The sequence below is a fragment of the Rathayibacter rhapontici genome (assembly GCF_001995175.1).
GTDB lineage: Bacteria > Actinomycetota > Actinomycetes > Actinomycetales > Microbacteriaceae > Rathayibacter.
Genome location: NZ_MUKN01000033.1, coordinates 1 through 14848 on the forward strand (window position 1 = coordinate 1; position 14848 = coordinate 14848).

Below are 14848 nucleotides of genomic sequence, written 5' to 3' on the forward strand. Positions count from 1 at the left end.
CGGCGGTCGGTCCCGCCCTGCGCGGGCTCCTGCTCCCAGCCGCGCAGCCGAGCCGCGGCGGTGCGGAGCACCAGCTCCCGCGACCATCCCGACGATGCTCGGAGCCGCGGCGAGGCCGGTCGCGCCCTCCCGCGTCACCGCGGCCAGTGCGCCCAGGCCGGCGACCACGACCAGGAGCAGCGCCCCGAGCGGCGGGCGGCGGAACTCCAGCAGGCCCGCGGCGACCGCCAGCAGCGCGACGGCGAAGGCCAGCGAGAGGAGGAGGACGAGCTTGTCCCCCGTGCCGAAGAGCGCGATGGTCGCGTCCTTCACGCCGGCCGGCACGATGTCGATCACGAAGCCGCCGACCGCGACGAGCGGACCGCCCCCCGCACCGGTGAACACGGCCACGAGCTCGGCGCTCGCGAGCGCGACGGCGGCGGCGGCAATCCCCGTGAGGATCGCGAGCAGTGCGGCTCTTCTGGGGGGCATGGCCGCACTCTAAGCCACGGTCCGGAGTGCGGGCTGGGGCGCCGATCGTCAGATCGAGAGCAGTCGTGCCCCGTGCACGGGTCCGGTCACGCGGACCGCCCTGTAGCGTGCCGTCGTCAGCTCCAGCTGGAGCTCGTGCGCCGCGTCGGCGTCGGGCGCGAGGAACGCGACGGTCGGGCCGGAGCCGGACACGAGGCCGCCGAGCGCGCCGCTCTGCTCGCCGCGCTCGAGGATCCGCGCGAGGCCCGGCTGCAGGTGCAGCGCGGGCGCCTGCAGATCGTTGTGCATGGCATCGGCGAGCATCGCCGCGTCGCCCGCCCGCAGCGCCTGCAGCACGTTCGGGTCGACGGACGGCGACGTCGAGATCGGACGGAAGTCGTGCAGGTGGCGCTCGCGGTGCCGGTCCAGCTCGCTGTAGACCTCGGGGGTCGACAGGCCCTGCTCCGAGAGCACGAGGACCCACTCGAACCGGCCCTTGGCCAGCGCCGGGCTCAGCTCGTCGCCGCGGCCCACTCCGATCGCCGTGCCGCCGGTGAAGGCGAAGGGCACATCGGCGCCCAGGCTCGCGGCGATGCCGAGGAGCTGCTCGCGGGTGCACGCCGTGCCCCAGAGCGCGTCGCAGGCGAGCAGCGTGGCGGCGGCGTCGGCCGACCCGCCGCCCATGCCGCCCGCGATCGGGACGTTCTTCTCGATCTCGAGATGCACGCCCCGGCGGTACCCCGTGGCCCGTGCGAGCGCTCTCGCGGCCTTGATGGCGAGGTTGCTGCCGTCGACCGCCAGGCCGGACGTGTCGATCGAGCCGGAGAAGGCGACCGAGAAGTCCGGAGCGGCGCTGGCGCGCACGTCCTCGTAGAGCGACAGCGACTGGAAGGCCGTGGCGAGCTCGTGGTAGCCGTCGTCGCGGACCGCCCCCACTTTGAGGAAGACGTTGATCTTGCCGGGAGCCCGCGCGTGGACCACGGTCGACGTCGCGCGAGCAGCCATGCCTCCAAGCTACAGGGTGGCGGAGGGGCCCTCGTCCCGGTCCGAGCCGTCGTCGTCGGGGTCGTCCGAGCCCGACTCGGGCAGCGCACCGCCCCGGGTCGGCACGAGCGCCGGATCCAGGGTCCGGCCCAGCGCGACGAAGGACTCGACGGTCAGCTCCTCGCCCCGCGCCGTCTGCGGGACGCCCGCGGACTCGAGGGCGGTGATCGCGGCGGCACTGTCGCCGAACAGCGTGGCGAGCGACTGCCGCAGCATCTTCCTCCGCTGGGCGAACGCCGCGTCGACGACGGCGAAGACGGCCCGGCGCAGGGCCTCGTCACCCGGCTCCTCGCCGCGCTGGAACGACACGAGCACGCTGTCGACGTTGGGGACGGGCCAGAAGATCTGCCGCGAGACGGTGCCGCCGGTCGAGAACGAGCCGAACCACGCCGCCTTGACGCTCGGCCCGCCGTAGACCTTCGAGCCGGGACCCGCGGCGAGGCGGAGGCCGACCTCGGACTGCACCATCACGACGCCCGAGCGGATGCTCGGGAAGTGCTCGAGGAAGTGCAGCAGCACCGGCACCGAGATGTTGTACGGGAGGTTCGCGACCAGCCGCACGGGCCCGCCCGGCAGCTCGAGCACCTTCATCGCGTCGGCGTGCACGACGTGCAGCTCGGCACCGGGAGCCATCAGCTCGACCGTGTGCGGCAGCTGCTCGGCGAGGCGCCCGTCGATCTCGACGGCGACGACCTGCGCGCCCACCTCGAGCAGGCCCAGCGTCAGGGAGCCCAGGCCCGGGCCGATCTCGACGACCGTCTCGCCCGCCCGCACTCCGGCGAGCTTGACGATGCGGCGCACGGTGTTGGCGTCGTGCACGAAGTTCTGGCCGAGCTTCTTGGTCGGAGTGACGTCGAGCAGCTGCGCGAGATCGCGGATCTCGGCGGGGCCGAGCAGTCGAGGGACGGACGCCGCCTCGACCTCGGCCGCGTGACGGCCGCTCATGCGAGCTGTCCCACGGGCTCCGTCGGCTCCGATCCGACCTCGCCGCCCCACTCGCCGTAGACCTGCTCGGTGTTGGAGGCGATCGTCGCAGCCAGGTGCCCCACGTCGGTCTCGAGGTGCGCGGCCATGGCGCGCAGCGTGTGCGGGAGGAGGTAGGGGGCGTTCGGGCGTCCGCGCAGCGGCATCGGAGTGAGGAACGGCGCGTCCGTCTCGACGAGGATCAGGTGCCGCGGAGTGACGGCGAGCGCCTCGCGGAGCGGCTCCGCGTTCTTGAAGGTCACGTTGCCGGCGAACGAGAGGTACCAGCCCTCCTCGGCGCACATCCGGGCCATCTCGGCGTCGCCGGAGAAGCAGTGGAAGACGGTGCGCTCGGGGGCGCCGACCCGGCGGAGCGTCTCCATCACCTCGCGGTGGGCGTCGCGGTCGTGGATCTGCAGCGCGATGCCCGCCTCCTTCGCGATGCGGATGTGCTCCTCGAACGAGCGCTGCTGCGCCCCGCGGCCGCTCTCGCCGGTGCGGAAGTAGTCGAGACCCGTCTCGCCGACGGCGCGCACGCGGGGCTGCGTCGAGAGCTCGGCGATCACCGCGAGGGCGTCGTCGAGCTCGCCCCGCGCGTCGAGCTCGGGGGCCTCGTTGGGGTGGATCGCGACGGCGGCGAGCATGCGCGGCTCGGAGGCGGCCATCTCGGCCGACCAGCGGCTGGTCGCCACGTCGGTGCCGACCTGGACGACTCCGCGGACGCCGACCGTGGAGGCGCGGTCGAGCTGCTCGCGGTAGTCGAGCGGCTCGAGGCCGTCGGCGATCTCGAGGTGCGTGTGGTTGTCGTAGACGGGGACCACGAGGGCCTCGGGCAGCGGAGGGTACGTCAGGTCGCGGCCGGAGGTGTTCTCGCGGGCGCGGACGTGCTGGCTGTCGGTCATGCGCTCCAGGCTACCGGGAGGGCCCGGACGGCCCGCGTTCGGGGTGACGTCGGCCGCCCCTCCGCCTTGCTGGTCGAGGCCGCAGCAGAACCTCTGCCAGGAGCACCCGTCATCCACCATCCCGGCTGAGGAGCACTCTCGGCCGAGGTTCTGCACCGAGCTCGCTGGTCGAGTCGCCCCGCAGGGCGGATCGAGACCTACCGACTCCGGACATCGGGGATCTCGATACGCCCGCGGAGCGGGCTACTCGATCAGCGGAGGGAGGGCCCGGGCGGTCAGCTCGCGGGGGCCTCGATGCGGGGGAAGAGGGCCTCGAGGGTGCCGACGGTCGTGCCGACGGGCAGGCGGCCCCAGTCGCCCGCCTCGCGGATCGGCTGGGACGCGAGAGCGCCGAGGGACTCCTCGACCCCGAGTGCCGTCCACAGCTTCGCGGTCGCGCGGGGCACGACCGGCGAGAGCAGCACGGCCAGGGCGCGCAGCCCCTCCGTCGCCGTGTAGAGGACCGTGCCGAGCCGCTCGCGGTCGGCGTCGTTCTTCGCCAGCGCCCACGGCTCCTGCTCGGTGATGTAGCCGTTCAGCTCGTCGACGATGGTCCACACCGCCGTGATCGCGTCGTGGATGGCAAGGGCGTCGATCGCCGTGTCGGCCGTGGCGGCCGCGGCGGCGACGGTGCGCTGCACCCGCTCCTCCGCCTCCGTGGCCGCGGCGGGCGCGGGGACCACGCCGTCGTAGTAGCGGTTGAGCATGGCGATCACGCGCGAGGCGAGGTTGCCGAATCCGTTCGCGAGCTCGGCCTGGTAGCGCGCCGAGAGGTCCTCCCAGGAGAACGAGCCGTCCTGTCCGAACGTGATCGCGCGCATGAAGTAGTAGCGGAACGCGTCGGAGCCGAAGGTGTCGGTGATCTGCTCGGGTGCGATGCCGGTGAGCTTCGACTTCGACATCTTCTCGCCGCCGACGAGCAGCCAGCCGTGGCCGAAGACCTGCTTGGGCACGTCGAGACCTGCGGCCATCAGCATGGCGGGCCAGATCACCGCGTGGAAGCGGAGGATGTCCTTGCCGACGATGTGGGTCGCCGGCCAGCGGCGGGCGAACTCCTCGTCGTCCTGGCCGTAGCCGACGGCGGTGACGTAGTTGAGCAGGGCGTCGAACCAGACGTAGACGACGTGCGAGTCGTCCCACGGGACCTTCACGCCCCAGTCGAAGCTGGAGCGCGAGATCGAGAGGTCGGCGAGCCCCTGGCGCACGAAGCTGACGACCTCGTTGCGGGCCGACTCCGGCTGCACGAAGTCGGGGCGCTCCTCGTAGAGCGCGAGCAGGCGCTCGGTGTACTCGCTCATCTTGAAGAAGTAGTTCTTCTCGCTGAGCAGCTCGACCGGCTTGGAGTGGATCTTGCAGACGTACTGGCCCTCGTAGTCGCCGGTGCCCTCGTCGAGGTCCGAGAGCTGCTTGTACTCCTCGCAGCCCACGCAGTAGTAGCCCTCGTACTCGCCGGTGTAGATCGCGCCGCCGTCGTAGAGCTTCTGGAGGAACTTCTGCACGTTGACCTCGTGCCGCTCGTCCGTGGTGCGGATGAAGTCGTCGTTGGCGATGTCGATGGTGCTGAGCAGGGGCTGCCACGCGGTCTCGACGAGGCGGTCTGCCCACTCCTGCGGAGTCGTGCCGTTCGCCGTCGCGGTGCGGAGGATCTTCTGGCCGTGCTCGTCGGTGCCGGTGAGCAGCCAGGTGTCGTCACCGGCCTGACGGTGCCAGCGGGTCAGCACGTCCGCCGCGACCTCCGTGTACGCGTGCCCGATGTGGGGGACGTCGTTGACGTAGAAGATCGGGGTCGTGAGATAGAAGGAGGCGCCGTCGGACATGGCGACCATCCTATTCACCGCGCGGTGCGGCGCCTCCTGTGTGACGACGCGCTCAGCCGCGGCGCGACGCCAGCGCCGCCTCGTAGAGCTCGCGCCGCGAGAGGCCGGTGCGCTCGGCGACCTCGGCCGACGCCTCCTTGAGCCGCGCCCCGGCGGCGACCCGCGCGAGGACGTCGGCGAGCGCGTCCTCCTGCGACGCCTCCCGCTCCGGAGCGCCCTGCACGACGAGGCAGATCTCGCCGCGGAGCCCCCCGGCCGCCCACTCGGCGAGCTCGGCCGCCGTGCCCCGGCGCACCTCCTCGAACATCTTCGTCAGCTCGCGGCACACGACGACCCGGCGCTCGGGCCCCATCGCCTCGACCAGATCGGCGAGCGCGTCGCCGATGCGGTGCGGCGACTCGAAGAACACCATCGTGCGGCGCTCGTCGACGAGCGAGCGGAAGGTCGAGACCCGCTCGCCGTGCTTGCGCGGCAGGAAGCCCTCGAAGCTGAACCGGTCGGTCGGCAGTCCCGAGACGGCGAGCGCCATCAGGACGGCCGAGGGGCCGGGGAGCGCCGTCACCGCGACTCCGGCCGCGACCGCCGTCTCGACGAGGTGGTAGCCGGGATCGGACACGGTCGGCATGCCGGCGTCGCTGAGGACGAGCAGGTCCTCCTCGCGGGCGAGCTCGACCAGCTCGGCCGCCCGCTGGCGCTCGTTGTGGTCGTGCAGCGCGTAGAGGGCCGGCCGGTTCTCGATGCCGAGCGCCCGCAGCAGCTGGATCGTGACGCGGGTGTCCTCGGCGGCGACGTGCTTCGCGGTCGAGAGCGCCTCCACGAGCCGCCGGGAGGCGTCGCCGAGGTTTCCGATGGGCGTGCCCGCGAGGATGATCATGCGGCCAGTCTCCCAGCCCGATCGAGCGCAAGCCCCCTGCGGGGGTCCAGGAGCAGAGCGGAGGGTGGAGGTCCCGCGGCGATCGTGCGCGGGAGGGAGAAGGAGAACCGTGAAGGCAGTGCAGTACCGGCAGATCGGCAGCGAGCCCGAGGTCGTGGAGGTGGACAAGCCCGTGCCCGGGCCGGGCCAGGTCCTGCTCCGGGTGACCGCGGCGGGCCTCTGCCACTCCGACTCGTTCCTCATGGGTCTCCCCGAGGACCAGTACACCTACGGGCTCCCGCTGACCCTCGGCCACGAAGGCGCCGGAGTCGTCGATGAGCTGGGCGACGGAGTGACGGGCGTCGAGGTCGGCGATGCGGTGGCGGTCTACGGGCCGTGGGGCTGCGGCGTGTGCCGCACGTGCGCCTCCGGTCGGGAGAACTACTGCCCGCACGCCGCGGAGCTCGGCATCACCCCGCCCGGTCTCGGCTCGCCCGGCGCGATGGCCGAGTACGTCGTGATCGACGACGTCCGGCACCTCGTGCCGCTGGGCGACCTCGACCCGGTGGAATCGGTGTCGCTGACGGATGCGGGCCTCACTCCGTACCACGCGATCCGCTCGGTCGCCTCGAAGCTGGTGCCCGGAGCGACCGCGGTGGTGATCGGCAGCGGGGGCCTCGGCCACATCGGCATCCAGATCCTCAAGGCGATCTCGCCCGTGCGGGTCGTGGTGCTCGACCTCTCGGACGAGAAGCTGGCCCTGGCCCGCGAGGTCGGCGCCGACGAGACGCTGCGCTCGGACGACGAGGGCGTCGTCGCGCGGATCCGCGAGCTCACCGACGGCGAGGGCGCGGAGGTCGTCCTCGACTTCGTCGGCGCGGAGCCGACCCTCGAGATCGCCCGCCAGGTGGTCGCGGCCGACGGAGCGGTGCAGATCGTCGGCATCGGCGGCGGCGTGCTCCCGACCGGGTTCTTCTCCACTCCCTACGGCGCCTCGGTGCGCGCGCCCTACTGGGGCTCGCGGACCGAGCTGATGGAGGTGCTGGACCTGGCCCGCGCCGGGCTCGTGCGCGTGCACACCGAGCGCTACTCCCTCGACGAGGCGCCGGAGGCGTACCGCCGACTGCACGACGGGAAGGTGCGCGGGCGGGCGGTCGTGGTGCCGTGAGGCCCCGTTAGCATGGCCGGGTGACGGACCGACCGCAGCGCGACTTCGACGACCTGCTCCTCGACTCCGCCGGAGCGACCCGGTCGGTCCCCGTCGAGCCCGCGGAGGACGTCGCATCGGCACCCCGGGTGCGCGAGCCGCACCCCGACGTGCCGCGGGGCTCCTGGTTCGACGACGTGTTCGCGCGGCTGACCCTCACCCCGCTCCGGCGACGGCTGTGGGATCTCGGGCTGCCGATCGCCGTGGTCGTGCTCGCGGCCGTGCTGCGGCTCTGGAACCTCGGCCACCCCCGCTCCCTCGTGTTCGACGAGACCTTCTACGTGAAGGACGCCTGGACGCTCTGGAACCTCGGCTTCGAGGGCGCCTGGCCGGAGGACCCCGACCCGGGCTTCGCGGCGGGCGACGTCGGCACGTTCACGGGAGCGCCGTCCTTCGTCGTGCACCCGCCGCTGGGCAAGTGGATCATCGGACTCGGGATGGGCGTGCTCGGCGCCGACGACAGCGTCGGCTGGCGGATCTCGACCGCGATCGTCGGGATCCTCGCGGTCGCGCTCGTCATCGTCGTCGGGCGGCTGCTCTTCCGCTCGACGCTGATCGCCTCGCTCGCGGGCCTCTTCCTCGCGCTCGACGGCCACGCGATCGTGATGTCGCGCGTCTCGCTGCTCGACGGGATCCTCATGCTCGTCGCGCTGTGCGGCGTGACGGCCGTGCTGCTCGACCGCCGCTGGGCGGAGCTGAGGCTCGCCGAGAAGGTCGCGGCGGGGGCGCTGCCCAGCTGGGGGCCGGTGCTCTGGTGGCGGCCGTGGCTCCTGGTCGCGGGCTTCGTCTTCGGTCTCGCGGCCGGCGTGAAGTGGACCGGGATCTACTTCCTCGCGGCCTACGGCGTCTACCTCGTCGTGGTCGACGCGCTGATGCGCCGCCGCGCGGGCGTCCCCTTCTGGGGCAGCGGCGCCGTGCTCAAGCAGGGTCCGGTGACCTTCCTCCTGGTCGTGCCGATCGCGCTCGTCGCGTACCTCCTCACCTGGACCGGCTGGCTCCGGACCTCGGGCGGCTGGGCCCGGCAGTGGGCGACGGAGGCCCCGGGCAACGCCTGGACGGGCGCGATGGCGTGGGTGCCCGACTGGGCGCAGAGCCTCTGGCATTACCACGTGCAGATGTACGACTACTCGATCAACCTGCGCGCCACGCACCCCTACGAGGCGAACCCGCTCACCTGGCTGCTGATGAGCCGGCCGACCAGCATGTACTTCGTCGACGGGGCCGAGGGCGTCGACGGCTGCACCGCGGTGCGCTGCGCCGAGGCGATCACCTCGGTGGCGAATCCGCTGATCTGGTACGCCGGAGTCGCCGCGCTGCTCTACCTGCTCTACCGCCTGGCGCGGTACCGCGAGTGGCGCGCGGGCTTCGTCCTGATGGGCATCGTCGCGGGCTACCTGCCGTGGATGCTGTACCTGGACCGCACGGTCTTCCAGTTCTACTGCGTCGTGTTCCAGCCGTACATGATGCTCGCGCTCGCGATGACGGCGGGGATCGTGCTGGGCTCGCCGGGCGACCCGGTCCGGAAGCGGACCCGCGGGATCGTGGTCGTGCTCGGGTTCGTCGTGCTCGCCGCCGCGCTCACCGCCTTCTTCTACCCCCTCTGGACCGGGCAGCAGACCTCGTTCGCCTTCTGGCAGGCGCACATGTGCTCCCGTCGTGGGTCTGATCGGGAGACTCGGTCCCGGAGTCGCGGTCTGCGCGGCCGCCGCGGTGCTCGCGGCCGTCCTGCACGCTCTCGTGCCCGCGGTGCCGATGCTCACCGCGGCCGTCGCGCTCGGGATCGTCGTCGCGCAGGTGCCGGCGGCCCGCCCGGCGCTGGGCGGCGTGCTCTCGCCGGGGCTCAGGTTCTCGTCTCGGACGCTCATGCGCACCGGGATCGTGCTGCTGGGGCTGAAGCTCTCGCTCGTGGACATCGCGGCGCTGGGCTGGGCGGCGATCCTCGTCGTGGTGGGCATCGTGCTGGCGACCTTCGCGCTCACGTGGGCGCTCGGTCGGGCGCTCGGACTGCCCGGTCGGGAGCCCCTGCTGCTGGCGGCCGGGTTCTCGATCTGCGGTGCGTCCGCGATCGGCGCGATGGCCGGGGCGACACGGGCGAAGGAGTCGGAGCAGGCCGTGCCGGTCGCGCTGGTGACCCTCTGCGGAACGCTCGCGATCGCGGTGCTGCCGGCGCTGCGGCATCCGCTGGGCCTCTCGGCTGAGCAGTTCGGGCACTGGGTGGGAGCGTCGGTGCACGACGTCGGCCAGGTCGTCGCGACGGCGCAGGTCGCGGGGGCGTCGGCCCTCGCGATCGCGGTCGTCGTCAAGCTCACTCGCGTGGTCCTGCTCGCGCCGATGGTCGCGGTGGCGGCGGCGGTGACCCGGCGGAGCGGGGAGGCGGCCGGACCGCGGCCCGCGATCGTGCCGCTGTTCGTGGTCGGCTTCCTCGCGGCAGTGCTGCTGCGCACCTGGGTGCCGCTGCCGGAGGGGCTGCTCGCCGGCGCCGACACCGCCCAGACCTGGCTGCTGGCGGCGGCGCTGTTCGCCCTCGGCACCGGTGTCCGGCTGCGCGCGCTCGTGACGACCGGCTGGCGAGCGCTCGTCGTGGCGCTCGGCTCGTGGTTCGCGATCGCCGCGATGGCGCTGGCGGCGGTGCACGCGACGGTCTGATCCTGGGACTGTTACGGACTGCGACCGCTCTCGCGCCCCGCTGTCGGAGGGCGACGGTAACGTCGATCGCATGGCAGATCGCGAGTACGGCTTCAAGACGCGTGCAATCCACGCGGGCAACATCCCCGACCCGGTGACCGGTGCGCGCGCGCTCCCGATCTACCAGACCAGCGCGTTCGTCTTCGACGACACCGCCGACGCCGCGGCGCGCTTCGCCCTGCAGAAGTACGGCAACGTCTACTCGCGCCTCTCCAACCCCACCGTCGCCTCGTTCGAGGAGCGCGTCGCGAGCCTCGAGGGCGGCCTCGGCGCCGTGGCGACCGCGTCCGGCCTCTCGGCGCAGTTCATCGTCTTCGCGGCCCTCGTCGGCTCGGGCGATCACGTCGTCTCCTCCGCCAACCTCTACGGAGGGTCGATCACGCAGCTCGACGTGACCCTGCGCCGCTTCGGGGTCGAGACGACCTTCGTGCAGTCGAGCGATCCGGCCGACTACGCGGCGGCGATCACCGGGAAGACCAAGGTCCTCTACGCCGAGACCATCGCGAACCCGTCCGGCGAGATCGCCGACATCGAGGGCCTCGCGGCCGTCGCGCACGCCGCGGGCATCCCGCTCGTCATCGACTCGACCGTGGCGACGCCCTATCTGGTGCGCCCGATCGAGTGGGGCGCCGACATCGTCATCCACTCGGCCACCAAGTTCCTCGGCGGCCACGGCACCACGCTCGGCGGCGTCGTCGTCGAGTCGGGCCGCTTCCACTACTCGCACGAGAAGTTCCCGCTGCTGCACGACTCCGTCGCCTCCTACGGCGACCTCTCCTGGGACGGCAACTTCGGCGAGTACGGGTTCCTCACCCGCCTGCGCGCCGAGCAGCTGCGCGACATCGGCCCGGTCCTCGCTCCCCACTCCGCGTTCCTGCTCGCCCAGGGCGTCGAGACGCTGCCCTACCGGATCCAGGCCCACGTCGACAACGCCCGCCGCGTCGCCGAGTGGCTCGACGCGGACCCGCGCATCGAGGCCGTCTACTGGGCCGGCCTGCCCGCTCACCCGCACCACGAGCGCGCGCAGAAGTACCTGCCCAAGGGACCGGGGTCGGTGTTCAGCTTCGTCGTGAAGGGCGGCCGCGCGGTCGGCCAGACCTTCATCGAGTCGGTCGACCTCGCCAGCCACCTCGCCAACATCGGCGACGCGAAGACGCTGGTGATCCACCCCGCCTCGACGACGCACGCCCAGCTCACCGAGCAGCAGCTGCTCGACGCGGGTGTGCTGCCGGGCCTCGTCCGCCTCTCGGTGGGCATCGAGGACGCCGACGACATCATCTACGACCTCGACCAGGCGCTCGCGCAGGCGGTCGAGAAGCACGGCACGCCGGACGCGCCGACCGAGCTCCCGGAGGACGCCTCCGCGATCCTCCTCTCCCCCACCGTGGAGGTCTGATCCCATGACCACGACCGACGACACCGTCGTCCAGCTGTCCAACGGGCTCAGCTGCTCCGTCCCGACCAACTCGCCGCTGGCGAAGATGCTGCGCTCGCAGCGCACCTGGGTCGGCCCGGACGCGAAGCAGCGCCTCGACATCCTCCGCCGCGCGAAGACCGTCGCGATCGTGGGCGCCTCGCCGAACCCGGCCCGCTCGTCGTACTTCGTCTCGACGTACCTGCAGCAGTCGAGCGACTACGAGCTGTTCTTCGTGAACCCCAACGCCACGGAGATCCTCGGGCAGCCCGTCTACAAGAGCCTCGCCGACCTCCCCGTCGTGCCCGACATCGTCGACGTCTTCCGCAAGGCGAGCGACATCCCCTCCGTCATCGACGACGTGGTCGCGATCGGCGCGCCGACCGTCTGGGTGCAGCTCGGCATCTGGAACCAGGAGGCGGCCGAGTACGGCGAGTCGAAGGGCCTGACGGTGGTCATGGACCGCTGCATCAAGGTCGAGCACGCCCGCTTCCACGGCGGTCTCCACCTGCTGGGCTTCGACACCGGCCAGATCACCGCACGCAAGACGATCCGCTGAGACGACGGGCCGGCCGGGGAATCCCCGACCGGCCCGTCCGTCCCCGTCGCCCTCTCAGTCGCCCTTGACGTTCACCAGCTGGCGCAGCGTGTGCCGCACCTCGACGAGGTCGGCGGCGTCGGCCATCACCCGGTCGATCGGCTTGTAAGCCGCCGGGATCTCGTCGAGGAACGCGTCCGTGTCGCGGTACTCGATCCCCGTCATGGCCTCGCGCAGCTGGTCGTGCGTGAAGGTCCGGCGCGCCGCCGCCCGCGAGTACTCGCGACCCGCTCCGTGCGGGGACGAGTCGAGGGACATCGCGTTCCCCCGGCCGACGACCACGTACGAGGCCGTGCCCATCGACCCGGGGATCAGCCCGGGACGCCCGGCGTCGGCCTGGATCGCGCCCTTCCGGCTCACCCAGACGTCGCGGCCGAAGTGGCGCTCCTGCTCGGTGAAGTTGTGGTGGCAGTTGATCCGCTCCACCTCCTCGACCGGCGTGCCGATCCACTCCGAGACCTGCCGGACGACCCGGTCCATCATCTCCTCGCGGTTCAGCAGCGCGTACGTCTGCGCCCAGCGGAGCTCGGCGATGTAGCGGTCGAACTCGGCCGTGCCCTCGACGAGGTAGGCGAGATCCGGGTCGGGGAGCGTGATCCAGTGGCGTGCGCAGTAGTCGCGGGCGATCCGGATGTGCTCGCCGGCGATCCGGTTGCCCACTCCCCGGGAGCCGGAGTGCAGGAACAGCCAGACCGCCCCCGTCTCGTCGCTGCTGACCTCGATGAAGTGGTTGCCGCTGCCGAGCGTGCCCAGCTGCAGCCTCCAGTGCTTCGAGTACCGCGCCGGGTCGAAGCCCGCCGCCTCGGCGAGCGCGGCGAGCTCCGCGACGCGCGGCTCGGCGGTCGCGACGACCTTGCGGTTCGCGGCGCCCGCCGAGAGCGGCACGGCGCGCTCGATCTGCTCGCGGAGTGCCGCGAGGTCGCGGCCGGCCAGGTCGTCGCGCGTGAACCCGGTGCGCACGGCGATCATGCCGCAGCCGATGTCGACTCCGACGGCCGCGGGGATGATCGCGCCGAGGGTCGGGATGACCGACCCCACGGTCGCGCCGCGCCCGAGGTGGGCGTCGGGCATGAGCGCCAGGTGCGGGAACACGAACGGCATCCGCGAGGCGGTGAGCGCCTGCTCCCGCGCGTTGTCGTCGAGGATGCTCGCCCAGGAGACGAGGCGGTCGGTGAGCTTCTGCATGGTGCTGGTCTTCTTCATGGTGGTGTTCTTCTGCATGGTCCTTCCTCTCGTGAAGGCCCGGCGGTCGCCGGGGATGGGAGGAGACGCGTTCGGGACGGCGGGATGCCGCGAGCCGTGCACGCGCCGCCTCCCCTGCAGAGGAGGACGGGAGCGGTGGGGCCCCGAACCGGCGTCGTCCGGGGCCTGGGCAGCTGCCTAGGAGGTCCGGAGGACGCCGGGCTGGAGGTTCGCGGGCGTGCGCTCGCCCGAGAGGGGCAGCGTGTGTTCGCGGGACGCGGCGACCGTGCAGTCGGCGACGAGCAGTCTCGTGGTCATGCGACTGCTCCTTCCAGGCGTCGGGGGTGCGCGCTCCGGTGGCGCGCTCGGCGACGCTAGCAGCGCGGGCGAGACCTGTGCAACCCGGGCGTGTCGCGCTGTCCTCGGGTAGCGCTGTCCTCGGGCAGGAGGAGGGTCCTCCTCCGCGCCGGCGTGCCACCTCCCCCGCGCGACGGATTCGCCTCCGCATCGGGTGGAGGGTCTCTGGACGGCTCCTCCGATCGTCCGTTCGGCGGCGACGAGGCGGGTAGGCAGGAGGTGCACGGGAGAACGGACTCTCCGGGATCGGACAACGATCGGGCCGCCCGCGGCCTCGAGGAACTGGACGGACGATGAGGAACACGACCTTCACACCCAGCACCACCGCACCGGCTGCGAGCGCGGCGTCGGGGCCGAGGCCCCCGCACCGCGGCAGGCGCCTCCTGATCGCCGGCGTCGCCTGCGGCGCTCTGGCGCTCGGGCCGATCGCCGCCACCCCTGCCTTCGCCGCCCCGGCGGCCGCGACCAGCGCGGCGCAGAGCGCGGCCGCCGCCTGGAGCGTCGTCGCCGAGGGCGAGAACAGCGCCAACGCGCGTACCGTGCAGCACCTGCTCACCGCGGCCGGGCACCCGGTCGACGCCGACGGCGTCTTCGGCCCCGCGACCGCCGACGCGGTGAGGGCGTTCCAGAGCGAGCGCGGCCTCTCCTCCGACGGGATCGTGGGCGAGCAGACCTGGTCCGCGCTGATCACGACGGTCTCCTCCGGTGACAGCGGCGAGGCCGTCACCGCGCTGCAGGTGCAGCTGAACAAGACCGGTGCCGGGCTCACCGTCGACGGCGCGTTCGGGCCGGCGACCGCCTCGGCGGTGGAGGGATTCCAGTCGGGAGCCGGGCTCGCGGTCGACGGCGTCGCCGGCCCGCAGACCTGGCAGTCGCTGGTCGGCTCCGGCTCCGGCACGACCCCCGATCCGGGTCAGCCGGGCGAGACGTTCGCGTCCCTCAGCGAGGAGCAGCTCGCGAACGTCCGCACGATCATCGCCGAGGGGAGGACCGCCGGCGTCCCCGAGTACGGCTGGGTCGTCGCGATCGCGACGGCCATGCAGGAGTCGCGGCTGCGGAACCTCGAGGGCGGCGATCGCGACTCGGTCGGCCTCTTCCAGCAGCGGCCGTCGACCGGCTGGGGCGACGCGGCCGACCTCGTCGACCCGGTGTTCGCCTCGCGGGCCTTCTACGGAGCCGCGAACAGCCCGACCGAGAACACGGGCCTCCTGGACGTGCCGGGCTGGGAGTCGATGAGCGTGACCGAGGCGGCCCAGGCGGTGCAGGTCTCGGGCTACCCCGACGCCTACGCGCAGTGGGAGACCCTGGCCCGCGAGGCCGTCGAGAGCGAGGGATGA

11 protein-coding genes and 2 pseudogenes are annotated in these 14848 nt (G+C 72.5%); 6 read left to right on the plus strand and 7 right to left on the minus strand.

Translation table 11 applies throughout. From position 1 onward, the window contains the following. From B0T42_RS11645 to rsmI, 6 genes and pseudogenes are all read right to left on the minus strand, one after another. Positions 1 to 471 (minus strand): annotated as a pseudogene (locus B0T42_RS11645) (molybdopterin-dependent oxidoreductase); the annotation flags it as partial. Between the two features lie 48 nt (positions 472 to 519). Beyond that, on the minus strand, positions 520 to 1455 hold the full coding sequence (locus tag B0T42_RS11650; RefSeq protein ID WP_077223292.1) for a 4-(cytidine 5'-diphospho)-2-C-methyl-D-erythritol kinase: 936 nt from the start codon (positions 1453 to 1455) through the stop codon (positions 520 to 522). Between the two features lie 9 nt (positions 1456 to 1464). Continuing rightward, positions 1465 to 2439, minus strand: coding sequence for a 16S rRNA (adenine(1518)-N(6)/adenine(1519)-N(6))-dimethyltransferase RsmA (rsmA, locus tag B0T42_RS11655; RefSeq protein ID WP_077223293.1), 975 nt, complete (start codon positions 2437 to 2439; stop codon positions 1465 to 1467). Continuing rightward, the gene (locus tag B0T42_RS11660) at positions 2436 to 3359 is read right to left on the minus strand and encodes a TatD family hydrolase (protein WP_077223294.1); all 924 of its coding nucleotides are present in this window, start codon (positions 3357 to 3359) and stop codon (positions 2436 to 2438) included. The genes rsmA and B0T42_RS11660 overlap by 4 nt, the downstream gene beginning before the upstream one ends. A gap of 275 nt (positions 3360 to 3634) precedes the next feature. Further along, a complete protein-coding gene (metG, locus tag B0T42_RS11665; RefSeq protein WP_077223316.1) occupies positions 3635 to 5215 on the minus strand; it encodes a methionine--tRNA ligase in 1581 nt (526 codons plus the stop codon). 52 nt (positions 5216 to 5267) lie between these two features. Next, entirely contained in the window at positions 5268 to 6089 is an 822-nt protein-coding gene (gene rsmI / locus B0T42_RS11670; RefSeq protein WP_077223295.1) for a 16S rRNA (cytidine(1402)-2'-O)-methyltransferase, read from the minus strand. Between the two features lie 109 nt (positions 6090 to 6198). Here rsmI and B0T42_RS11675 point away from each other — a divergent pair, with 109 nt between their 5' ends. The 5 genes and pseudogenes from B0T42_RS11675 to B0T42_RS11695 all read left to right on the plus strand — a co-directional run bounded on the left by B0T42_RS11675 (position 6199) and on the right by B0T42_RS11695 (position 11933). Further along, entirely contained in the window at positions 6199 to 7236 is a 1038-nt protein-coding gene (locus B0T42_RS11675) for an NAD(P)-dependent alcohol dehydrogenase (protein WP_077223296.1), read from the plus strand. Between the two features lie 299 nt (positions 7237 to 7535). Beyond that, positions 7536 to 8831: pseudogene (locus tag B0T42_RS11680) on the plus strand (dolichyl-phosphate-mannose--protein mannosyltransferase); the annotation flags it as partial. Between the two features lie 100 nt (positions 8832 to 8931). Next, entirely contained in the window at positions 8932 to 9921 is a 990-nt protein-coding gene (locus B0T42_RS11685) for a YeiH family protein (protein WP_077223297.1), read from the plus strand. Between the two features lie 70 nt (positions 9922 to 9991). Next, a complete protein-coding gene (locus B0T42_RS11690) occupies positions 9992 to 11356 on the plus strand; it encodes an O-acetylhomoserine aminocarboxypropyltransferase/cysteine synthase family protein (RefSeq protein ID WP_077223298.1) in 1365 nt (454 codons plus the stop codon). 4 nt (positions 11357 to 11360) lie between these two features. Then, on the plus strand, positions 11361 to 11933 hold the full coding sequence (locus tag B0T42_RS11695) for a CoA-binding protein (protein WP_077223299.1): 573 nt from the start codon (positions 11361 to 11363) through the stop codon (positions 11931 to 11933). Positions 11934 to 11987: 54 nt separating this feature from the next. Here B0T42_RS11695 and B0T42_RS11700 read toward each other — a convergent pair whose 3' ends face one another. Continuing rightward, positions 11988 to 13157 (minus strand): RtcB family protein, encoded by a 1170-nt coding sequence (locus B0T42_RS11700; protein ID WP_077223317.1) that lies wholly within the window; start codon positions 13155 to 13157, stop codon positions 11988 to 11990. Between the two features lie 647 nt (positions 13158 to 13804). On the opposite strand from B0T42_RS11700, the gene B0T42_RS22120 reads away from it, so the two are divergent. Further along, complete coding sequence (locus B0T42_RS22120; protein WP_077223300.1) at positions 13805 to 14848, plus strand: peptidoglycan-binding domain-containing protein; 1044 nt, start codon at positions 13805 to 13807, stop codon at positions 14846 to 14848.

Bases quoted from the DNA above. Each gene is read 5' to 3' on its own strand.
- B0T42_RS11650 (WP_077223292.1), bottom strand. From the start codon at position 1,455: ATGGCTGCTCGCGCGACGTCGACCGTGGTCCACGCGCGGGCTCCCGGC.
- B0T42_RS11700 (WP_077223317.1), bottom strand. From the start codon at position 13,157: ATGCAGAAGCTCACCGACCGCCTCGTCTCCTGGGCGAGCATCCTCGAC.
- rsmI (WP_077223295.1), bottom strand. From the start codon at position 6,089: ATGATCATCCTCGCGGGCACGCCCATCGGAAACCTCGGCGACGCCTCC.
- B0T42_RS11695 (WP_077223299.1), top strand. From the start codon at position 11,361: ATGACCACGACCGACGACACCGTCGTCCAGCTGTCCAACGGGCTCAGC.
- B0T42_RS22120 (WP_077223300.1), top strand. From the start codon at position 13,805: ATGAGGAACACGACCTTCACACCCAGCACCACCGCACCGGCTGCGAGC.
- metG (WP_077223316.1), bottom strand. From the start codon at position 5,215: ATGTCCGACGGCGCCTCCTTCTATCTCACGACCCCGATCTTCTACGTC.
- rsmA (WP_077223293.1), bottom strand. From the start codon at position 2,439: ATGAGCGGCCGTCACGCGGCCGAGGTCGAGGCGGCGTCCGTCCCTCGA.
- B0T42_RS11690 (WP_077223298.1), top strand. From the start codon at position 9,992: ATGGCAGATCGCGAGTACGGCTTCAAGACGCGTGCAATCCACGCGGGC.
- B0T42_RS11660 (WP_077223294.1), bottom strand. From the start codon at position 3,359: ATGACCGACAGCCAGCACGTCCGCGCCCGCGAGAACACCTCCGGCCGC.